Origin of the sequence: Yeosuana aromativorans (genome assembly GCF_014646655.1) — a bacterium.
GTDB classification, from domain to species: domain Bacteria; phylum Bacteroidota; class Bacteroidia; order Flavobacteriales; family Flavobacteriaceae; genus Yeosuana; species Yeosuana aromativorans.
Genome location: NZ_BMNR01000010.1, coordinates 30,030 through 53,453, shown reverse-complemented (window position 1 = coordinate 53,453; position 23,424 = coordinate 30,030). Strand labels below are relative to the sequence as shown.

General features: G+C 32.9%; 12 protein-coding genes. All 12 read left to right on the top strand.

Translation table 11 applies throughout. The annotated features are described in order from the left end of the window. Positions 1-2: 2 nt before the first annotated feature. The 12 genes from mads2 to IEW94_RS15800 all read left to right on the top strand — a co-directional run bounded on the left by mads2 (position 3) and on the right by IEW94_RS15800 (position 23,424). Positions 3-2,051 (top strand): methylation-associated defense system DNA methyltransferase MAD2, encoded by a 2,049-nt coding sequence (gene mads2 / locus IEW94_RS15855; protein ID WP_188654883.1) that lies wholly within the window; start codon positions 3-5, stop codon positions 2,049-2,051. Then, positions 2,048-3,463 carry a methylation-associated defense system restriction endonuclease subunit S MAD5 gene (gene mads5 / locus IEW94_RS15850; protein WP_188654881.1) on the top strand — a complete coding sequence of 472 codons (1,416 nt, stop codon included), beginning with the start codon at positions 2,048-2,050 and terminating at the stop codon, positions 3,461-3,463. The genes mads2 and mads5 overlap by 4 nt, the downstream gene beginning before the upstream one ends. Further along, positions 3,448-7,935 (top strand): methylation-associated defense system protein kinase MAD6, encoded by a 4,488-nt coding sequence (gene mads6, locus IEW94_RS15845; protein ID WP_188654879.1) that lies wholly within the window; start codon positions 3,448-3,450, stop codon positions 7,933-7,935. Before mads5 ends, mads6 begins: the two co-directional genes overlap by 16 nt. Positions 7,936-7,937: 2 nt before the next feature. After that, the gene (gene mads7 / locus IEW94_RS15840) at positions 7,938-9,503 is read left to right on the top strand and encodes a methylation-associated defense system protein MAD7 (protein WP_188654877.1); all 1,566 of its coding nucleotides are present in this window, start codon (positions 7,938-7,940) and stop codon (positions 9,501-9,503) included. Positions 9,504-9,515: 12 nt separating this feature from the next. Next, on the top strand, positions 9,516-14,942 hold the full coding sequence (gene mads8 / locus IEW94_RS15835) for a methylation-associated defense system ATP-binding protein MAD8 (protein ID WP_188654875.1): 5,427 nt from the start codon (positions 9,516-9,518) through the stop codon (positions 14,940-14,942). Continuing rightward, positions 14,935-15,636 (top strand): PP2C family protein-serine/threonine phosphatase, encoded by a 702-nt coding sequence (locus IEW94_RS15830; protein WP_188654873.1) that lies wholly within the window; start codon positions 14,935-14,937, stop codon positions 15,634-15,636. Before mads8 ends, IEW94_RS15830 begins: the two co-directional genes overlap by 8 nt. 314 nt (positions 15,637-15,950) lie before the next feature. Beyond that, positions 15,951-16,643, top strand: a complete 693-nt coding sequence (locus IEW94_RS15825; protein WP_188654871.1) for a DUF4386 domain-containing protein — start codon at positions 15,951-15,953, stop codon at positions 16,641-16,643. 135 nt (positions 16,644-16,778) lie between these two features. Then, the gene (locus IEW94_RS15820; protein WP_188654869.1) at positions 16,779-17,861 is read left to right on the top strand and encodes a serine hydrolase domain-containing protein; all 1,083 of its coding nucleotides are present in this window, start codon (positions 16,779-16,781) and stop codon (positions 17,859-17,861) included. Positions 17,862-17,875: 14 nt separating this feature from the next. Further along, positions 17,876-18,220 carry a 5-carboxymethyl-2-hydroxymuconate Delta-isomerase gene (locus IEW94_RS15815; protein WP_188654867.1) on the top strand — a complete coding sequence of 115 codons (345 nt, stop codon included), beginning with the start codon at positions 17,876-17,878 and terminating at the stop codon, positions 18,218-18,220. Positions 18,221-18,236: 16 nt separating this feature from the next. Beyond that, positions 18,237-19,382 carry an alpha/beta hydrolase gene (locus IEW94_RS15810; protein WP_188654865.1) on the top strand — a complete coding sequence of 382 codons (1,146 nt, stop codon included), beginning with the start codon at positions 18,237-18,239 and terminating at the stop codon, positions 19,380-19,382. After that, on the top strand, positions 19,379-20,257 hold the full coding sequence (locus tag IEW94_RS15805; RefSeq protein ID WP_188654863.1) for an ABC transporter ATP-binding protein: 879 nt from the start codon (positions 19,379-19,381) through the stop codon (positions 20,255-20,257). Before IEW94_RS15810 ends, IEW94_RS15805 begins: the two co-directional genes overlap by 4 nt. Beyond that, a complete protein-coding gene (locus IEW94_RS15800) occupies positions 20,254-23,424 on the top strand; it encodes a M1 family aminopeptidase (protein WP_188654862.1) in 3,171 nt (1,056 codons plus the stop codon). The genes IEW94_RS15805 and IEW94_RS15800 overlap by 4 nt, the downstream gene beginning before the upstream one ends.

Below are 23,424 nucleotides of genomic sequence, written 5' to 3'. Positions count from 1 at the left end.
CAATGGCAACAGAAATAAAAGAAAAAAAGGATAGTACAGTATTAGAGGATAATCAATTACTCTGCGTATTAACCAATCAAGCTAAAAAAATTAGCGCCAAAGAAAACAACCTACAATCGGTAATCTTAATGCTCAATGAAGAGTATGGGTTTGATTTAGATGATATGGAACGTGATTTTACCATTATCTATACCGACCCAGAAACCGATAAATCCAAAAAGCAGAAGTTGGAATTGGTGGTCTTTGCCAACGGTAAAGAACATGTACAGGAAAATATCATCCGTATGGTGGTGGTGCAAGATGATAAGGTGAAAGTAACCGATAAGAAAAAAGGCCTTACAGCTACATTGGAAAATGCCATGGGAGCAGCCGATGATTGCGAGTTTGGTTTATGGGCAAACGGTTCAAGTTATCACTTTCTACAAAAAGAGGAAGATGACATTGGTTTAGATTTCCAATTCACAGACTTATCCGATTTCCCTGGTGAAGGCGAAACACTGGAAGATTTAGACCGTAACGACCGTTCTTTTAGTAGAAAACCGGCTAACGATTCCTTAATCAAGGTATTTAAACGCTCGCACGATTACATCTATGGAAATGAAGGACGTAAAAAGGATGCCTTCTGGCAACTCTTAAATCTTATTTTCTGTAAACTCTATGATGAAAAACGTCGCTTTTCTGCAAATGATGATGGGTCAACCTACAGACGAAAATTTTGGGTGGGTGTTAAAGAACAAAATACAGATGCTGGTCGTGAAGCGGTGGCACAACGTATTAAAGGCTTATTTCAGGAATTAAAAGATGATGAAGTGTTCTCTGAAGTGTTTTCTGGAAACGAATCCATCGACCTTACAAACAAAGGATTAGCTTTTATCGCTGGTGAACTGGCAAAATATTCTTTTTTAGATGCTTCGGTAGATGTTAAGGGTATGGCTTATGAAACTATTGTAAGTAACACCTTAAAACAAGAAGCAGGTCAGTTTTTTACACCACGTAACATTATTAAGGCGATGGTAGAAATGCTAGACCCTAAAGAAAACCATCGGGTATTAGACCCAGCTTGTGGTTCGGGTGGTTTCTTGGTGATGGTGTTAGACCATGTACGTAAGCAAATTACCCAAGAATTATTTCCAGACTTATCAGGACCTTTATTGGAAGCGCAGTACAATAGTCCTCAAGTAAATGAACTCGTTAAACAATATGCCGAAAACAACATCTTTGGTTTTGACTTTGACCCTGATTTGAAGAAAGCAGCACGTATGAATATGGTAATGGCTGGTGATGGTCACGCCAATATATTTCACGTCAATTCCTTGGCATACCCAAATTGGGAGCACCCTACCGAGATTGAAAAAATAGAAGCCAGTATTAAACAAAGCCTTTTGGCAATGGACGAAGAAAGCAATGCCTATGGTTTTGATGCCAGAGAAAAGTTCGATATGGTATTTACCAACCCGCCATTTGGCGCTAAAGTAAAGGTAGATGCCAGTATTATTTATAAAGAAGATGGTTCCTTACGTTACGAGTTAGGAGCTTACAGCAATGCGCCAGAAGTATTGTTTATAGAAGCCTGCTACAACTTTTTAAAACCAGGTGGTAAAATGGCTATTGTATTACCAGATGGTATTTTAGGAAATCCAAATACACAAAGCGTTCGGGAGTGGATACTCGATAAATTTAAAATTTTAGCCTCTATAGATTTAGCAGTAGAGGCCTTTTTACCACAAGTAGGTGTACAGGCATCCTTATTGTTTTTAGAACGAAAAAGCGACCTGCAACGCCAACTGGCACAAGATAAAGATGAAGATTATGATGTATTTATGGCAATTGCCGAAAAATTGGGGAAAGACAGGCGTGGTAACCCTATTTATTTACGTGATGAGGATGGTGCAGAACTGGTGTTTAGAGTAGAAAAAGAATACCTCGTACAAAAAAAGGATGGTAGTTCACCACAGGTAAAAACCAGAGTGGAGAAAGTAAAAAAACTGGATGATGATTTACCAAAGATTACAGAGGCTTATGATAAATTTTTAAACAAAATTTTGAAATGAAAACAGTAACAGTAAAACATAGTTGGTTTTCAGAATCCGATTTACGTTTAGATGCCTCTTTTCATTTAAGTGATGGCGTTAACACCAAAAGAATAATTGAAAAGCATTGTCCTTATCCAACAACAACTTTAAGGGACGAAGCAAATGAACTTTTTAAAGGGAATATTCACAAAAGAGTTTATATAGGCTCAGCCGAATATGGTAATATGTTTTTTACTGCATCTGATATGTTTAAGTCAGATGTTGATTCGGGTAGATATATTTCAAAAAAATACTCACCATATTTAGAAGAGTTAGAACTAAAGAAAGATTGGATTTTAGTGACTCGTTCAGGTACTCTTGGTAAAGTGGTATATGTGACTGAAGATTATGATGGTAAGATTGGTACTGATGATTTAGTACGTATTAAACCTGCCGAAAATCAAATTAAACGAGGTTATCTGTATGCTTATTTATCATCTAAATATGGGTATGGTTTATTAACTCAATCGGGTTATGGTGGTGTTGTAAAGCATATAGAACCACATCACGTTGAAAATATTAAAGTCCCAATACTTCCAGATCCTGAACAAGATAAGATTCATAAACTGATTTTAGATGCTGCTACATTACGTGTAGAGTCTAATAAAATCATGAAAGAAGTGCAGAACGACTTAAGAAAAAAATGTGGTTTAGAACAACTGTCTTTAGAAGACTATGAATATTATGGATATCATTCACCGAAGAGAACCGCCAGAGCCTTTGGAGTGAAGAAAACAAATAAATTATCAATTTCATTAAAAGCATTTAATCATAGTAAAAGCCTTAATCAAATTAGGGAAAAATTGATGATGAATGTTAATACAATTAGTCTAAAAGAAGCGATTGATAATAAAGGTATATATCATTCATCTGCATTTAAGAGAGTCGAAGTTGAAAAAGGAGTTGAATTACTTAGTCAAAAGGATATTTTTAAATATAAGATTCAAGGTAAGAGGATTTCGAGAATGTACCCTAAAAAAAAGGATTATGCAATACGTAATGAAATACTTATATCGGGAGTAGGCTCGATGGGTGAAGGTGATGCATTTTGTAAAGTTATATTAGTTAAAGATAGTGTTGAAGGAAAAGTTTTGGCTGGTGAATTTTTGAGAATGAATGCAAAAAAAATACCTTATGGGTATTTATTTAGTTGGTTAAATTCTGAGTATGTTTTTCGATTCTTAAGAAGTTATGGTACCGGTACGACTCTAATTCGTCCAATTGAGGTTTTTATTGAGGAAATTCCAGTTCCAATATTTGATGATGATTTTATGAAGAGTATACATAAAAGGACAAACTTGGCATTAGATAAATTTGAATTATCAAGAAAAAAAGACACGGAAGCAATCAACCTAATAGAAAAGGAAATAGAACAATGGCAAGAATCATAAAACCACCTTATTTCGAGACTGTTGTTAATGCAGGAGAACAACGTTTAATAGATTTTCTGGAAGTTAACCTTCCAGATAGTTTTACGTTGATCCCTAATATAGAATTAGCAGCGACTAACCCACGTAACAACCAAACACAATATTGGGAGTACGACCTTATTGTGGTCACACCACACGCCATTTACAACATAGAAAACAAAGACTGGAAAGGACGTATAGAAGGCGATGACAATTACTGGTATGTTAACGACCGTCAAAAACCCAATCCGCTAAAAACAGGGCGTATTAAAACCGCCATTTTAGCCTCTAAACTCAAAGAGTTCGATTACGAGTTAGGGAAAGCCTATATAGTCAATATTGTAACCTTATCGTATCCCAACGGTATAGAGCCTTATATTGTTCAAGAAGCAGGTAAGGTGAGTTTTCAGTTAGACCAACGTTTAATCAACTTTATTGCAAATCCAGCAAGCGATAGATATGAAAATTCCATTGCCGATATACAGGATAAAATAGTAGATTATTTAGTTGGGCGTTTCAGTGAAAAGAAAACCGAAGACAAAAAAGAACTCTACAGCCACGAGATTCTGGAAATCGTAGACCAAGAAAATTATTATACAGAATATCTTGCCAAACCTAAAGGTGTTACCTCATCCATCCGCAAACGCATTAAGGAATATACGCTTCAGGTAAAAGGCTTGTCACCAGAAGAACTCAAACAACGCGAACTTAAAATTAAAAATGGGTTTAAGGCTTTAGAACATATCAAGAGTAACCCCTTTATTACTAATGTTCAATATGAATTAGATGAAGAAAACCATCTTTTTTATGAAATCACAGATTTTCTAGAGGAAGATTCATTACGTAATAAATTAAAAACAAAAACAAGCGAATTCACCTTTTCAGAAAAAATAGATATTTTAAAAAACATTGCGTCAGCCTTAAAAGCAGCTCACGAGCATAATGTATTCCATCGCGATATCAATCCAGATAATATTTATTATAGAGGTGGCTATGCGATGCTAGGTAATTTCGGGAAAGCCTATTTTACCTACCACAATGAAGAAGGTTACACGGTTCAGGCTACTATAAATGAGCAAAACGCAACACCATATCATGCGTTAGAGCTAACCGTAGGAGAAGCCAGTAGAGCATCCGATTTATATTCTTTTGGTATTCTAACCTATTGGTTATTTGTAGGAGAAGAACCAATTAAATCGCCTTACGAATTGAATAACCTAAATGGAAGATTACCGGAAAACAAATGGCCATCTAAAGTAAAACCAACCTTACCAAAGTGGATTGACGACATCTGTAATAAAACCATTTTGGTTGATGAGTTTCAGCGTATTGATAGCGTAGAGGAATTAGAAGCCATCATTAAAAAAGGAACGTCGCAAGAAGTTGAAAGTACAATTAAAAAAGAAACACAAGACCCTAAAAAAGAAGATGCAGATGTTTCTGATAAGGAGTTAGATGAAATAAAAGAAGGCGACCGTATTGGTGATTACACAATCTATAATGAATTAGGTAAAGGAGGTTATTCTAAAGTATTTAAAGTTAAGCACTCTATTCAGGGTACGGAATATGCCATGAAACTGTTTAATACCAGTGTGAATGATGCATCTGTAAAGGACGAATATGCAGCATTAAGCAAGTTAAGTCACCCTAATATTGTACGATTTGTTTGGAATGGGACCACACCATCAGGGCAATTTTACACCTTAACCGAGTTGCTGGATGGCGATAATTTAAGTACTTATGTGCGCACCGATGCCCGATTGCCAATGCATAGAATTTATCAATTGGCAACAGATATCCTGTCGGCATTGGTGTCTATGCAATCACAAAATCCACCCATGTACCATCGCGATATTAAACCTCAAAATATTATTTGGGACAACCAGGAACGCTTTGTGTTAATCGATTTTAATGTGGCCTCTTTTGCCGAAGATAATACCGATTTTGTGGGTACAAATCCATACCTCGCACCAGATTTAGTAACAGATAGCAATAATGTCAATTGGGATACATCAGCAGATGTGTTTTCATTGGGTGTCACCTTATTCCAATTGGTGTGTAAACAATACCCATGGGCACCACATAAGATACCCATGATGCATAAGCCATCAAATGAGCCTAAAAAGTTAAATGAAGCCATTTCACAAAACTTTGCAGATTTTCTATCAAGAGCCATCAGTACTAAAAAAGAGGAGCGTTTTAAGTCGGCAAAAGAAATGTTAGAAGCTCTAGAGGCTATTGGAGAAGATAATTTGTTGGCAGAGAAAGAAGATGCGGGTACAGAATTACCAAATACAGAACGCTTATATCATATTGAAATAATTATTAATCAATATAGGCCTGATGTCGAGTTCAAGTTGATTAATAAAATGCAAAGGTTTGTTATTCTAAAGGAAAGTATAGATGAAGCCTTAAGTAAATTTAAGGAAAACCTTAAGAAATTTAAAAACTCAATAAACCTTGATAATAAGATTAAAATAAGTGTTAAGGTAGATAGTGAGCCTATTGTAAGTGAGGTATTTTGGAACGGCGGCGCAAAAACCTTTACTGAAGGAAATGTAGAAAGGGTCTATCAAAGTTTAATAGAAACGGTTGAGAAGAATAAGGACAAAATAAAGCGCTTTAAGATAGATGTTGAAGGTCTTAACATTGTAGAATACATCAATTCGTTGTATAGTCAGTCTAAACAAGGAAACTTCGGAACTAGAGCAAGTCAAACAGCTAATCAGTTTGATAAATTAACGTATTCACCATCATTATTGGACCAAAAATTAATTCCTGATATCCTAGACGACAGATACAAGTTATTAATCATTACAGGAAACGCAGGTGATGGTAAAACAGCGTTTATTAAAGAGATTGAACAAAACCAAGCGGTTAAGAACTTGGAGAGTTTTCAGCATAAAAATGGCGCTCGTTTCCAAATAAAAGGAACACCATACGAAAGCAATTACGATGGGTCACAAGACCAAGAGGACAACGCCAATAATGACGTTTTGGAAACCTTTTTTGAACCTTTTGAAAATATCAAGGATTTCAGTCGCGCCAAAGAGGGACGCATCATTGCTATTAATGAAGGGCGTTTGGTAGATTTCTTAATGACCACATCAAAACATAAAGACCTTTATAATTTAATAGACCAATATTTCTATAACGAAGGTCATTTTAAGTTGCCTGAAGGAGTCATGATTATTAATCTAAACCTGCGCTCTGTGGTGGCAGACACCGAAAATGGAGGCAGCTTATTCAGAAAGCAAGTAAAGAAACTGACCAATAAAGCACTATGGACAAAATGTGAAGGCTGTTCACTAGCAAATAAATGTTTCATTAAATATAATGTAGAATCCTTAAACGATTCCGCAGCAGGAGATGAGGTAATCACTAGAATGGAGTGGCTCTTACGTACCGTAAGTTTAAAACGAGAGTTGCATATTACCATGAGAGATTTGCGCTCTTTTATAGCCTATACCTTGACTAGAGACCATGAATGTGAAGACATCAATAAATTGTATGAAGCAGCTGCTGTTAAACCTGAAAACTATTGGCAATACTATTACTTTAATATTACCAATCCAGCTTTGGATGATTCAGGCAACCAAGACAGATTGATTAAGTTGTTAAGGGAAACAGATATTGGTGAAGTACCAATTCCAGAAACTGATAGAAACTTATTTTTTGATAAGCATCAGCCTAAGGAATTTATTGAGTTTTCAGAACGAGAGATAGACTTAATAGATCTTTTTAATAAGGTAAAGGATGAAGAATTACGTTTGCCGGTTCATGAAAAGACAAATGAAATTCTAGAGCGCATAAGAAGCGTTCAAAAATCCTATATCAGACACCATTATTATGAAGGGAAATCCACTTTAATAAAGAGTGAAAACCAAAAAGGCAATGGAATGCCATCCTTTATGTTAAGGCTACCGTACCATTCGGTATTCAAATTTGTACAATTGCTTCAAGACAAGAGTACTGGCAAAGAAACCATACAAAGTATTTCCAGAGCCATAGCATTGAATGAGGGTTGTGATAACACCAATATTGACCAAAAAAGTTTGGTTTTGGCGGCTACAGAGGTAAAAGACCCATTTAGCAAATCCTTTAGGCTGTTCAATCTCAATGATTTTGAACTCAAGGTGAACAATACGGAACATCTTGTGAAATATCTGGAATACGAACCGGATAGTTTCATGTTTAGACACAAAAATGTGAAACACCGGCATATTAAGTTAACCATATCACTAGACTTGTATGAAATGTTGTATTTCATTCAGCAGGGTTTTAGTCCATCACTTAATGATATTAGAGGAAAGTATGTAGAGCTAATTATTTTCAAAAATCTACTCAAGAACTTAAACTATAACGAAGTGGTCGTAACAAGAGACGATGCCGATTATTTCAGTATTAAAAAAGACAATCAAAATAGAATAGTAATCGAACCAATAAACTTTTAAGTATGGCGATTAAAATGAATAAAGATGAAAGTGTGTTCCGCAATGAACTCATATGTACCATAAATGCGAAGTCAATAAAAATTGAGTATACACTCGTTAATTTATTTATGTTGTTAAGGTATAATGGACATAGACCTAGACAGTTGTCGAGAGGAAGGGGTGTAACGCAAATTGAGATTAGCCATATAAGCAATGCCTTGGGCGTTTTAGAGAGAGAAAATAAAGTTATAGGCTATTCAGAAAATATTGAAGCTATTGAGCCTTGGATACGAAATAATTTTGTTGACATGGCGTTTCGGGGAAGAATTGATAAAGAAAAATTAGCTTCATTACGACCTGTGCATTTAGAAAGTTATAGAGTACGCAATGCAAGTATAGCAAGAGATTATTTTTCCGCAGAGCAAATATATCTTATGTTGAAAGGAAATTCTAAAGTTAGGAATGACCTGAAACAATTTTTGATATCTGGATGGGATTTAACAACCGACTCTTTGACAAATACTGATAGTCTTGATATTGACAGTTTAGGGATGTTAAATTTAATACCGAAAATATCTCCACGGTTTGTATTAGATTCTCCAAATACCTTAGACAGAATTGAACCTTTATTAAGTCAACAAGCCGAATTATTTTGTGATGATATTAGGCGTTTATTAGTCTATAAAGATGAGATTCCGAGAACTGTTTTGGTAGATTATTTAAAGACAATTATTTCGTTTCACTTGTCCTTATATATTCAAAAATTAGTTCATTTTTTACCTGAAATGATTGCTAAGGGTACCACTGATGTAGAAGATGGTTGGAATATTGTAATAGACACCACAGATGATTTTGAAAGTAAAGTATCGGAATTTGCTATTGAGGATGCGGATAAATTATATAATTCTATTCATAATTACATTGTAGCCACCTTTAAAATTAACATGACTTTAGAATATCTGGATTTAAACAGAGATAATTCAGATAATTTGGAGAAAGTATTAAAAGAGCTCAAAAAAAATAGTGCAGAAAAAGAGATTTACTTTAGAGTAAAATATAATGGTCTATATAAAGATTTGGATGAAGAAGATAAGCTCTTAGTTGATGATATTACTAAATATGAAGAAACCTATTTTGATAAATATTTAGCATTAATATTAAATACTAAATCAAAAAGACAGCTTAAAGAATATAAGGGGATGTTAGCTAATTTAAGTCAAAACAATTCAGATAGAGGGTTTATGGCTCAAGGGAGAAGTAAAAGGCACCCCAGAAGGTTTGTTATGGGAACACGATTATTGGAAACCTTGGTGCAGATAATGGTTTTGGAAAGTCAAGACGACCATTTTATAACCCGTAGCTTATCTATTGAAGAATTAATGAATAGAATTAGGGAGCGATATGGTTTAATAATCAATGGAATTACAGAGCCAAGATTTAGAGATGCCAATGTAAATACACATTTAGCATTCAAGGAAAATGTGGAGGCTTTTAAACAAAAATTACGTCAAATAGGGTTTTACGACGATTTAAGTGATGCATACATTCTGCAAAAAGTAAGACCAAGATACCAATTGAACCAACAATAGAAAGAACCGATGATGATAAATACATATTATAAGGAAATAATTGAGTTAGTTATTGATTTGCATCAAGAAGAACTGCAAAGTGCAAAACCTGGCCATTGTATGAAAATTGCAGGTTTAGCTTTTAAAGAATTAAATGTCTTATGCGATAAAATAAATGAACTATTTCCAGAAATAGATACCTACATTATATCAGAGGTGAATACGAATGAAAAATGTATTAGTGCCACCAAACTGATTGAATTGAGGAATAACCAATCTAAACCGCTTTTAATTTTAATCCCATCCAACAGTAGAACGGCAGCAGAAGATTCTTATGGTAACGCAACCTTTAAGGAGTTGAGTTTAGAAGGTGTGGAAACTAAATTAATCAACAAGTTGATTGATGAAATTCCTGTAGAGTTTAAAAACTTGATTATTGAGGATATAATAAATTTCATAGGTCGGGATAATCTCAAGAATACTCAAATTATAAACTTTCTGATAAACCTTAAAGAAGTTGGCTTTAGTAATAATAGCATAGGTAACCATTTATATAATCTTAATTTAATACCAGACACCAAATTACTGGAGGATAGCAATAAAATAAGGTCCAGAATAAAATTCAATTCAGATTGTGTTGAGGTACTGTCAACGTTTGATAAACCAATGGCAGACCGTATAGCAGATATCCCTATTGAATCGAATACGCTGCAAGGGGAAATTGTAAACTTTATTAAAAATGAAGACCATTTAAGCACAAAGCAGGAAATAGCAGAAACCATCTTCAAAAAATACCAAAATCTAAACTTTTCAAACTGGAAGATATCCGATTTAGAAATAGATTTTAATGAAGTAAAACTATCTGTTGATGATATTAAATCAAGTGATTTTAAAATAGAAGACGATATAAAAAAATTATATGCGAATCCAAATAGTCCTTCAAAGATTAAAGTAAGGTTTTCAACAACACCAAACCCAAGTCAAATATCGGAATTAAAATATTTCCGGATAGTTCTTATGGCGGTCGATGGTGGTAGAGGGGAAGAAATTACGGTGTTGCGAAAACTAAAAAATTCAACATCCAATCGCGCATACCGAGATGCCGAAGTCGAGTTACATCCCAACCATATTGATGATGGTGCCTATTTTATAAAAGTATTGGCAGAAAATGAGTTTGGAGATATATTAAACAATAACGATGATTTTAAGGAAATAAAAATTCAACAGGCTTGGGAAGAAGAATTGAAGAGTAACCCAACAGCTTTAAAAGACGATTTTCAGTACAAGTTAACCTGTGATTCCGAAGATTTTGATTTTGTAGTTGATGATACCATCGACCGTGAAGACAACCAAAGAAAAGACAAGGTTAAAAGTGTGCTTCAAGCGTTTTTAAATCATAGAATTTACGACCTAAAACATGAAAATGAACCTGTTATACCAGAGCCAGTAGAGCCATCAAATTGTTGGTTAGATGATAAAAAAGTAAGTCATACCTCTATATTTCATATAAACTATTCGCAAAACCATAATTATCAAATACTCTTATCATCTAAATTAAGAACCATTGAAAATGAGTTTCTGGAAAATGCAGAGATTTTGGGTTATGTTAAAGTGGATATTAATAACAATGCGTCATTTACAAATTTTAATGATTGCAAATTTATAGAGAGTAAGCTAACCTTAAATGCACCAGAAACAGTATTGAGCTTGCGTTCTAAAGTTTTCAGACGTATCCAGGAATCTAATGAAAACAATGATGGTGTTTTCGAAACAGCAGATATATTTAATTTCAAAGAAGATATTTCAAATTATATTTCAGCATATACAGCATGGACTTCTGAACTTCAAAATCAAATTTCCAATACTGAAATTTCAGAGGAAGACAAAGCTATTTTGGTAGATTTGGTAAGTGAATTACAATTTTTGGATGTTGTTAAACTAGACACCAAACTACCTGATGGCAAAAAAATAGAAGCATTGCTTTTATCGCCTTTACATCCTTTAAGATTAACTTGGACACTTCAGCTATTGGATGTGTTTTTTAAATGGGAACAAGAAACATTAGGCTTTTCAAAATACAAAGAAGCATGGTCAAATAATTTAGAAATGCTTTTTAACAATGAATTTAGCTATTCCAATAATCCATTGGTTATTGTTGGCAATCAGTCTTTAAAAAATTACAATTATTCAGGTGAATTATCACATGGTTGGGGCTTGTATTTAGAAGGTGTAGACAATAAAGAGAGCAAGTCTTTTACATCAATATCTAGGCAGTTGCTTCATTATTTCAGAGGGCTTTTTAATATCACAAAAGAAAACTATATCGATACAGATATTAGTAAGAAACTAGTAATTAACCACATTAAGAATTACTTAAAACAGCATCCTTATGTAGACAAATTAATTTTGAATTTGGTAAATGCAGGAGATGCCAATGTCTTTTCTGATGCACTAATTGAATTGGAAAAAGAAAATGAATTTAGTGCTATAAAATATGAGATAAGATTATTTAAGGATAGTGATAAAATCATAGAGCATGGAGACGCACTTAAAAGCCTATTGAATCCACAATCAACCATTTCTGAAGAAGCTGAAGCATTTTCGCAGCCATCCAAAAACAGATTGTTTCCTAAATTAAGATTTTCAATAAATAATATTTCAGATTATTTAAAGAATCCCTTGAAGTTCAATGCGCATATCAGTTTTTTAATAAGCCCATTTCCAATAAAAATTGAATTGGTAAAACCAGATTTAGAAACTAGAAATTTCTATGTAAATGGCATTGTTACGGATTATACAGTCAATGTTGAGAACGATGACAATAGATTTAAGTGGAACAGGTTTATTAAGGGTAATAACTTACCAATAGTTTATAGTAATCTTGGCCAATTGGGTATTCAATTATTTGAGAACATGCAATCCTTTACAAGTTGTGCTCTAAAATTAGAATATACAGAGGCAATTCCATCAACACAAATGGTATTGAATGAAAGGGATAAAGTGTTAATAACCCACTTACATGATTATTCAGACTGGGTGGTAACATTTGATAAGAATATGGGGCCAGAGGTATATGACCAACCCTCAAATGGTGAGGATATTCCATTTTTATTGGATTATGTACCTGGTGAAGAAGTTTCAGGAATATCATCTTATCTGACTACAAGGCCAACATCAGAAGTACTCGGTTTAATAGGACCTCATTTTAAGGAGTTTGACTTGGATATTCACAATGAAGAACATCAAGTAAAAATTAAATCCCTTTTGGAAGATTTAAGGGCTTTAAGTAGCTCTTTGGTACTACAACTCAACTCATCTAAAAACAAGGCATTCGAGGTAATTGGTTCTGCTTTTACAAAGAGGGTGTTGGAAAAGAAAGGATTTTTAGAAAACGGCATTTTAATACCTATCGATTTACATCAAAATTTATTTAACCACAATAGTTTTGAAAGTAAAAGTAGGGCAGATAGTTTGTTGGTATCTCTAGACCCAGAGAAAAGGGAAATTCTTATTACTGTTATAGAAATTAAGTGCAGGAAGGCGCTTAATGAAACAGAACGTGAAGACCTGAAAATGAAAATGAAGGAACAGATTGAAAACACTATAGAGGTTTTAAGATTCCATTTCGACCCCCAATACAATCTCTCTAACGATAGGTTGGATAGGGAAATAAAAAATAAAGAGCTACGTGGATTACTTGGCTTTTATATAAATAGGTCAAATCGTTATAACTATTTGAGTGATTTGGTATATGATAATTATAACGACTTCTTATTGGATTTAGATTTAGGCTATAGTTTAAAGTTCAATAAAGTAGGTGTTATTTACGATTTTTCTACATCAAAAAAACATCTCAAAGAAATAGTTGATGGCGATATAACCATGTTTACCATGGGCAAAGATTTAATCGAAGATATTTTAGATCCAGATTCCGATTTAAATACCATTCGATTGGAAGGAGATGACTTGGGCAGTGAGTTAGTAGAAGCTTTAGGTGTTGACAATAAAATGAAAACATTTATTCAAAAGCTTAAAAAAGCACCATCACGCATTGAACCGGAAAATATACCACAAGAAGAGCAAGCTAACAAGTCTGAAGTAGTAGATATAAAGCCTGAAGGAAAATCGATTCGGTCAAACGATTCGATTCAAGAACAAGAAAAAGTGAATGAGCCTCAAGAACCTATTGTTACACCTAGCGATAGTAAAATAAAAAGTACAGAAAAACCATATTCAGAACCAAATTTTGAAATATTTATAGGTAACTCTAAACCATCTTCACAATATGGGATTTTGGGTGAAACAGCGCATCAAAACAAAAAAATCGCTATTGATTTAAGTGGGGTTAATACAATGAGTCTATTTGGAGTACAAGGTGGCGGAAAAAGTTATTCCATCGGAACCTTAACTGAAATGGTATTAAAGCAATTCAGTAATGTGAATAAGTTGCCATCACCACTTGCGGGAGTAATATTCCATTACAGTGAGAGTATGGATTACGAACCAGAGTTTACATCAATGATTCTGCCTAACGACCAGCCTAACGAATTGAGGATTTTAAAGGAAGTTTATAATGTAGAGCCGGATAGTATAGATGATACCATAATCCTATGTCCTGAACGTAAAGTGGAAGAACGTAGAAATCAATTTCCATCTGTTGAGGTGGCGCCGTTATTGTTTAATCCTAATGAATTATCAATAAAGGATTGGCAGTTTTTAATGAATGCAGTGGGTAATACGTCAGATTATATTAACGAAATCAATTTCATTTTAGAAGAGTTATTTGATACCAATAACTTAAATGTAGCAACATTAAATCAAGCAATAAGTGATAGTGAACTTTTGTCTAAAAGAGATAAAACATTAGCCACCCGTAGAATTAGGTTTGCCTCAAAATACGTAAAGGATGTCAATCATTTAGCCAATTATTTGCAACCATCAAAACTCATAATTATTGATATGAGAGATGAGTTTATCCATAAAGATCAGGCATTAGGCTTATTTGTAACAGCATTAGATATTTTTTCTGCAACAAACAGTTCAGAAAATCAATTTAATAAGTTTATTGTTTTTGATGAAGCACATAAATACATGGATAATAAAGAGTTGACTGGAAATATTGTTACGGCCATTAGAGAAATGAGACACAAAGGGGTGAGCATATTAATTGCTAGTCAAGACCCACCAAGTTTACCTAATGAAATTATTGAATTAAGCTCAATAGTATTATTGCATAAGTTTAATAGCCCGCAATGGTTAAGACACATTCAAAAATCCATTACACAACTGGCAACATTGACACCAGCAGATATGAGTATTTTAAAACCAGGAGAAGGATTTTTATGGGCTTCTAAAGCAAACGAAAAAAGGGTAACTAATCAACCAGTAAAAATAATAACAAGACCAAGAGTAACGAAACATGGAGGAGCAACAATTAATGCGGTTAAAAAGGATGAATAGTAAGTTCATTACAAATAAAGGGACACGTAAGTCTAATCAGGATGTAGTGTTCATAAAGAATCTGGATGAGGATAATAAGGTTTTCTTATTGGCAGATGGTATGGGTGGCTACAAGAACGGAGGGTATGCAGCAAACTTTATCGTTGTACACCTTTATCAAGGCTTAAATACCATTGAAAATTTTGACGCGGATAGCATCCAAGCTGAAGTGGATAAAGTGACAAAAGCACTGGCACTTGAAAATGAAAAACAAGAGTCTAAAATGGGGGCAACTTTAGGAGGTGTAATTCAAGATAATGGAGATTTACACTGTTTTTGGATAGGTGATGTAAAAATTTGGCACATAAAAAATGGACAAATAGGTTTTGAATCAATCGAGCACAATTTAAAAAATGAATTAATTGAAAATAAGGTCTTTGTTGAGGCCAACAGTGCAAAAAAGTACAATCACATTGTAACCAGAGCTATTCAAAATGATATTAAAAAAGCAAAAATAGATTACAAACGTATTGAAGATTTTGAACAAGGTGATTATATCATTTTAGCTTCGGATGGAGTGACAGATGTTTTGAGTAACAATCAATTGTTGGATATTATAAATTCAGAAAAGAAAGAATTGAACAAACTCTCTGAAATAAATGATTTCTTACTCAAAAGGGCCTTGGACAATTTTTCCTTAATTATGATATTTTAAAGTGATGACCAGAATAAAGGAAAAAAACATTAAAACCCTTTTAAAACAGTTTGAAAATTTGTCTCCCATTTGTACCTCTAGGCCTGTGAGTGCCCATGAATAAAGGAAAGTTACATATTGCATCGGGAAGTAACTACATCCAAATCTAACTCAAAACTTGTTATAGGTTTTAAAAATTAGTATTTGGCTAAAATAGAGATATTGTAGTATTGTCAAATAATTTGGTTTCAATTGGAACAGATTTTTCTTAACCAAAGTCAATGAAATCCTTTTTGTGAGTCAATAATTTTGTATAAAATTTAATATGCAGAATTATGAAACAATTAGGAAAAATATCGGGAATCGCTTATGTAATGATTTTTTTAGCTGGTTTTTACGCCAACTTTGTGGTACTTGAAAGTCTAATAGATAGTAGCAACCCATCAATTACTACTGCAAACTTCATTAATAATCATTCACTATTCGGAAATGGATTACTTGGGTTTCTAGTTATGTTGGTTTTTGATCTAGTATTGGTTTGGTCATTATTTGGTTTGACAAAATCAATAAACATAACCACATCTTATATAGCATCCTTTTTTAGACTATTGCACGCTTTATTATTTGGTTTTGCTTTATTCAAGTTATCGGAAATCTATCAGATCACATTTAAGACAAGTAATTCTACAAACTTACAAAATAGTGTATCAGAGCTGTTAATTGATTTTGATACACTTTGGACTGTTGGATTGATATTTTTTGGGATTCATTTAATCGTTCTGGGTTATCTGGCTATCAGATCAACATATATACCAAAAGTTTTAGGCTTACTATTAATACTAGCTGCAATAGGTTATATAGTAGATGGTATGGCAAAACTATTTATGTCTAATTATAGTGATTATAAAGATGTTTTCGAAGTTATAGTTATTATGCCTTCTGTAATTGGCGAGTTCTCATTTTCCGTTTGGCTATTGATTAAAGGGTTTAAAAAGCAGAGGTCACTAGCAATTTCAAAAATAATGTAACCTAAAGTCTGTGTTTTCAGTCTTAATTTAAAACTGTTGGATTTTCTTAAGATACCTTAAGATTATTAGTTAATTAACCAGCTAAGTTTGATTTAATTAAACATCAAAAATATTATCAATTAAAAAATGAACATAATGAAATTAGAATATTTAAAACAAATCAAGCTTTTTATGATTGTCATTTTGGCGATGCAAGCTACATATTCTCAATCTTTAGAAACACAGATTGATAGTATTTTGACCACAGTATTTAAAGAGGCGGATGAACCTGGAGCAGTATTTTTAGTAACCAAAGATGGAAAACCTATTTATCGAAAAGCATTTGGTCAAGCTAACATTGAATTAGATGTTGAAATGAAACCCGAAAACGTGTTTCAAATAGGTTCGATGACCAAACAATTTACTGCCATTGCTATCATGATGCTCCAAGAACAAGGAAAATTAAACGTAAATGATGCTATTTCAAAATACATTCCAGATTATCCTAACGGAAACAATATCACCATTCATCATTTATTGACGCATACGTCAGGTATAAAAGACTATACTAAAATGAAATCGATTATGGGTATTGCAAAAAAAGATATGTCACCAGAGGAGCTAGTTGACTTTTTTAAAAATGAACCAGTTGATTTTAAACCAGGTGAAAAATTTGACTATTGCAATTCTGGTTATGTCGTATTAGGATATATTATAGAATTAGTAACTGGAAAGACCTATGAAGACTTTATAGAAAAAAGCATTTTCGAAAAGCTTGGGATGAACAATTCCCGTTATGCAAGTGATAAAGAGATTGTAAAGAATAGAGCCTATGGCTATCACAATAGAGGTGAGTTTACAAACAAAATGCAAGTCAGTTTAAGTATCCCGTATGCTTCTGGCTCCTTAATGTCAACGGTTGATGATATGTTGAAATGGCAAGAAGCAATTAATACCAATTCATTAATAACTGAAGTATCAAAGAAAAAAGTGTTTACTAACTATACTTTAAATAAAGGAGAACATATTAACTATGGCTATGGCTGGCATTTGAAAGATATTAATGGCATACCAACAAGAGAACATGGCGGAAGCATTTTTGGGTTTAAATCAATGGGAGTTTATGTGCCAAGTTTAGATATTTATGTTATAGGTTTTAGCAATTGTGACTGTAACTCACCTACCAAATTGGCTAGAGACATAACAGATTTAGTAATAGAAAATTTCAATAATTATTAATTAAAACTTAAACTATGCCACATTTTGTAATAGACTGTTCCGAACAGATCATAAAATTAAAATCACCACAAGAAATTATACAAAACGTATATAATACTGCAGAATCGACCGGATTGTTTCTTCCCGAGGAAATAAAAGTAAGAATTAATCCATACCAATACTATACGACTGGAAATACAAGCGATAACTTCATCCATGTATTTGCCAATATCATGCAAGGCCGAAATACAGAACAGAAAGCGAACCTCTCTAAACAAATTGTAACAGAACTTAAAGCAATGTTTCCTGAAGTACCTATTATTTCTATTAACATAAGGGATTTTGAGAAAGCGACTTATTGTAATAAAGATAATGTCTAAAAAATAAACTTAAATTGTGAAAAAAATAGTTCTCTTCATACTTACACTTTTTATCGGGGTACAACAATTTGCTGCACAAAATAGAGCATTAGAAAATATTGTAGGTACCAATCACTTTATTAAATCAAAGGTATTAAACGAGGAACGTCAGATACAAATCTATCTTCCTCCAAATTATAAAGATTCAAAAGAAAAATACCCTGTACTTTATGTATTAGATGGGCAACGATTTTTTTTGTACGCTGTTAGTTTAAGTCAATCTTTCAATCAGTTTCAATTAACTCCAGACTTTATTGTTGTTGGTGTTAAAACAGACTATCCAAAGCGGTTTCAAGATTTAGGAGATGGCAAAGAAAGGTTTATTGAGTTTCTTGAAAAGGAACTTACAGCATATATAAATATAAATTTTAGAACTAATGATGAAAACCTAATTTTTGGCTGGGAATATGGTGCAAGTGTGGTGTTTAATACCATGTTATCAACCCCAACATTGTTTGATGCACATATTATGGCAAGTGGTTACCCAATACTCGATGCCATAGATAAGTTAAATGATGTTTCAACATTACATACTAACCTATATTTTTCTGTAAGTCCGGATGAATATGATGTAAAACACACTGCAGTTAAGTTGGATTCCCTGTTGGCTCAAAAAAATATAGATGGTCTGCAATGGGCCTTCTTAAAACTTGATATAGAGCAACACCGCTCAACAGGGTATCCAACCCTATATCATGGAATTCGAAATTATTATAAATACTATCAAGAATTTGAAGTCGATAACCTTCAAAAATTTATTAATGAAGGTGGTTTGGATTATGCCTATAAATATGTAAAAGAAAGAGCCAACAGGCACGGTTTTGTTCCTGAACTTTCTTTGTGGTCAAAATTTACCATTATTAGAAGCGCCATGAGAGAAAGAGATTTTTATCACTTTGAAACACTATTGAATTCATTAAACAAACAAGAGTTAATAAATGAATTAGCTGATAGCAATTTAGATTATGCACTTTCTCATTTTGCAGCATTTTATGAAAAGAATAATCAATTTATAGAAGCAGTTCAGCTATACAATCTTTTGTTGAAAAAATATCCAGATTCCAAAAAGCTATTACAACGAAAGACAAGAACGATTAACACCATTAAAAAGATTAAATCATGAACACTTTAAAAATTGATAATCTAGAGCTGACTTATAAAAACGGACATCAAGCAATTAGAAATATTTCTTTAGAAATAGAGAATGGGATGTTTGGTTTATTAGGTCCAAATGGTGCAGGAAAATCCTCTTTAATGAAAACAATTGTTGGATTTCAAAAGCCCACTTCAGGTGAAATCCTTTTTAACGATGTTAACATTGTTAAAAATCCTGACGACATTAAAAAACACCTAGGGTTTTTACCTCAGGATTTTGGTGTATATCCTAAAGTTAGTGCTTATAATCTATTAGATCATATTGCCATTTTAAAAGGTGTAAAAGATGCTACAGAACGCAAAAACCAAATTCAACATTTGTTAGAGAAAGTTAATCTTTGGGGTTTTAAGAACAAAGAAGTACATACGTTTTCAGGTGGAATGAAACAACGCTTTGGTGTGGCACAAGCTTTATTAGGAAAGCCGAAAATAATTATTGTGGATGAGCCCACTGCTGGACTAGACCCAGAAGAACGCAATCGTTTCAATACTTTATTAAATGATATTAGTACTGAAGTTATTGTAATTCTATCCACTCACTTAGTGGAAGATGTTAAGAATCTGTGTTCAAAAATGACCATTATGAACAAAGGCCAAATTTTAAAAACCGGTACACCTAAAGACCTGATTTCTGAATTAGAAAACAAGATTTGGTCTAAATCAATCAAAACAGGTGATTTGGAATCCTATATAAACAATTATAATGTTATTAGTCAACAATTAATCGAGAGAGAATTATATATCACAGTATACTCAGAAAATCAACCAAGTGATTTTGAAGCTACGACACCTTTGTTGGAACACGTTTATTTTTATGCACTAACTCAAACAAACAGGTCATGAATTCTATATTTAAATTTGAATTAAGACAAAACCCAAAACTTTGGACGATGAGTCTATTTGTTTTAATTATGATATTTATTGGAGTTTTCTGTGGCAATAAATTTAATCTTACTGCAGGAGAAGGTATATATCTTAATTCACCATACACCATCGGTTTTATGATGGGAATGCTGAGTTTGTCGATTATATTTTTCGCCATTTTATATTCATGTCAAATACTTTTTAAAGAATGGGATGCTAAGTTTGATATTATGTTTTTCTCCCTGCCTTTAAGCAAAACGACTTATTTAAAAGGGAAATTTTGGTTTCTTTTCTTTAAAACAGCTTTAAGTTTTGTACTGATAATTTTAGGTTTTATCATTGGTCAGAATTTGCGAATTGGCCCTGAAATGCAAACTAGCTTTAGTATATGGCATTACTTGTACCCGCTTTTAGTTTTTGGATTACTAAACTGTTTTTTTGTTTGTAGTTTTTTATTTTTCGTTGCATATTCAACACATAAGAAGTTATTAGTTGTTGTTGCTGGCTTATTACTGTATGTACTTTATATGGTGCTTTTAGTGTTTTCTAACTCACCATTTATGTCAAGTAGTCTACCACAATCTATAGAGGCGCAACAACTATCAGCTTTTTTAGATCCCTTTGGCTTATCGGCTTACTTTTTTGAAGCAAGAACATTTTCTGTGCATCAAAAAAATGAATTGATTGTACCCTTATCAGGAATACTATTAATAAACCGCTTAATCGTAGTTACCCTATCAGGATTCTTTTTATGGCTGAGTTACCGTTTGTTTTCTTTTTCTAAAAGAAAAGTAAATAAAGCCCATAAGAAAACAGAAATAGTTAAAACTTATTCCTTTGTTAAGCTAAAAGAAATTAAAACAACACAACTGTACTTTGGAAATTTAACAGGTATTAAATCAGTATTTTCTTTTGCGAAAATAGATGTAATCTATCTATTTAAAAGCGTGTCTATAGTTGCCGTCTCTATACTATTAATATTTTATGTAGGAATGGAAATGTTTGCAGACATAGATAAAGGTATTCGATTGCCTGAAAAATTTGCCAGTTCAGGTCTGTTAGCTACCTCGATTTCTGAAAACTTTCATTTATTTGGATTATTGATTTTAGTCTATTTCATTAATGATTTGTATTGGAGAAGTCATACTTCTGGCTTTGATTTGATTGAAAGAAGTACTTTTTTCTCTAGTAGTAAGTTATTGGGACATTTTATGTCAGTGAGCCTGTTGGTGTTTTTTTTCACCTTTTTGCTAATTGCTGAAGGACTCATATTTCAGTTTAGCTATAATTACTTTAAAATTGATTGGTATGCATATTTAGGCGTTATCACCTTTAATACAATACCTTTAATATTGTTTGCGGCCTTTCTATTACTAATAAACGATATCTTCAAGAATCGATTTGTAGCTTTAGGAGTTTCTACAGTAGCGGTTTTTGCTTTAGCAACGCCATTATCTAATATGATTTTTCCCTATCCATTAGTGCAAATATTTTCAAGCTTTAAGGGTAGTTTTAGCGAATTTAATGGTTATGGAATTTATATTTCTGCCTTCTCTCAACGTCTATTGTTCGGGGTTAGTTTAATTGTGCTGCTTTGGTTTATAAACGAATTTATGAAAACAAAGGCGTGGACTATTAGAAAGACCATTTTCGTTTCAACAGTATTGATTTTAGGAGCTTTTAGTGCGACTCTTTTTATGGAAGGCTACATTCCGAAGAATGAAGAAAAATCTATTTTAGATGCAATTCATTATGAACAGAATTACCGCAAATATGAAATGCTGCCTCAACCCACTATAAATGAAGTAAATACAGATATTCAGCTTTATCCTTCGAAAAATGCTTATCAAATTCACGGAGATTATGTTTTAACTAATCAAACTGAAAAGCCAATTGAGAATATATTGATAAATTTTCACCCCGATTTAAAAGTTGACGATGCATTATTTAAAAGTAATGGCAACAGTTTAAAACTGGAAGAATATGTTACTGAAATAAAACTGCAAAAACCATTGGAACCTTACGAAAGAGCTACTTTAAGTTTTAACTTATCCTATAAATGGTTTGCTGTAAACGGCCATCAATCATTTAATGCCATTATTGAAAATGGTTCCTTTATGCGAATTAGCAATTACTTCCCATCTATCGGATATCAAAAGGATAGAGAAATTGAAGAAGAACTTAAGCGGGAAGAATTTCAATTAGGAAAAGCTTCTGAAATAAAGAAATTGGAAGCACCAGAGGTTTTCAAAAACGACTTTATAAATTTGAATATGACAGTTTCTACAGAAGCTTCACAAACAGCCATTGGAACAGGAGATTTAGCAAAACAGTGGTCTGATGCTAATAGAAATTATTTCAACTATAAAGCTGAATATATTCCTTTTCGATTTGCAGTTTCATCAGCAGTATATGAACATAAAGAAGTTCAACATAAAAATATAGAAATCAATGTTTTTTACACCAAAAATCATTTTGAAAATGTAGACCATTTGCTAGATAATGCTAAACTAACGTTGGATTATTGTACCGATAATTTTGGTAAATATCCTTTTAAGAGCATCAATTTTGTAGAAGTTTCCTCTTTTACCAGGGGGTTTGCTGCAACAGCATACCCATCAGCTATTTTCATGACTGAAGATATGATTTTTCATACTAATCTTGAAGGCGATAAAAAGCAAGATGTTATTAATGAATTGGCAGGACATGAGCTTTCACATCTTTGGTGGGGCAATAGTCAAATCAACCCAGATGATAGAGAAGGGGCGTCTATGCTTACTGAGACCTTAGCAATGTACACTGAAATGATGCTGTACAAAAAGATGTATGGTAAGGGGAAAATGATGGAACGATTAAAAATTCATCAGCAAATTTATGAGAATGAGAAAGGACTAAGTGAAAATCAGCCGCTATACAAAGTCGCTTATGGGAATTCACATATTGCCTATTCTAAAGGAGCAATAGTTATTGTGAAATTAACTGAGTTAATAGGAGAAGACTATGTTAATATGGCACTTAAAAATTTCCTTTTGAATAATCAATATCCTAAAAAGCCAACCACTTTGGATTTGCTTGAGGAATTTTATAAGGTAGTTCCTAATGATAACTTAAAGTCTAAAATAGAAACTTTATTTAAAGAAATTTAA

What these genes read in the sequence shown, in the direction of transcription:
- IEW94_RS15805 (WP_188654863.1), top strand. Translation starts at nt 19,379, where the DNA reads ATGAACACTTTAAAAATTGATAATCTAGAGCTGACTTATAAAAACGGA.
- IEW94_RS15820 (WP_188654869.1), top strand. Translation starts at nt 16,779, where the DNA reads ATGAAATTAGAATATTTAAAACAAATCAAGCTTTTTATGATTGTCATT.
- mads6 (WP_188654879.1), top strand. Translation starts at nt 3,448, where the DNA reads ATGGCAAGAATCATAAAACCACCTTATTTCGAGACTGTTGTTAATGCA.
- IEW94_RS15825 (WP_188654871.1), top strand. Translation starts at nt 15,951, where the DNA reads ATGAAACAATTAGGAAAAATATCGGGAATCGCTTATGTAATGATTTTT.
- mads2 (WP_188654883.1), top strand. Translation starts at nt 3, where the DNA reads ATGGCAACAGAAATAAAAGAAAAAAAGGATAGTACAGTATTAGAGGAT.
- mads5 (WP_188654881.1), top strand. Translation starts at nt 2,048, where the DNA reads ATGAAAACAGTAACAGTAAAACATAGTTGGTTTTCAGAATCCGATTTA.
- mads7 (WP_188654877.1), top strand. Translation starts at nt 7,938, where the DNA reads ATGGCGATTAAAATGAATAAAGATGAAAGTGTGTTCCGCAATGAACTC.
- IEW94_RS15800 (WP_188654862.1), top strand. Translation starts at nt 20,254, where the DNA reads ATGAATTCTATATTTAAATTTGAATTAAGACAAAACCCAAAACTTTGG.
- mads8 (WP_188654875.1), top strand. Translation starts at nt 9,516, where the DNA reads ATGATAAATACATATTATAAGGAAATAATTGAGTTAGTTATTGATTTG.
- IEW94_RS15815 (WP_188654867.1), top strand. Translation starts at nt 17,876, where the DNA reads ATGCCACATTTTGTAATAGACTGTTCCGAACAGATCATAAAATTAAAA.
- IEW94_RS15830 (WP_188654873.1), top strand. Translation starts at nt 14,935, where the DNA reads ATGAATAGTAAGTTCATTACAAATAAAGGGACACGTAAGTCTAATCAG.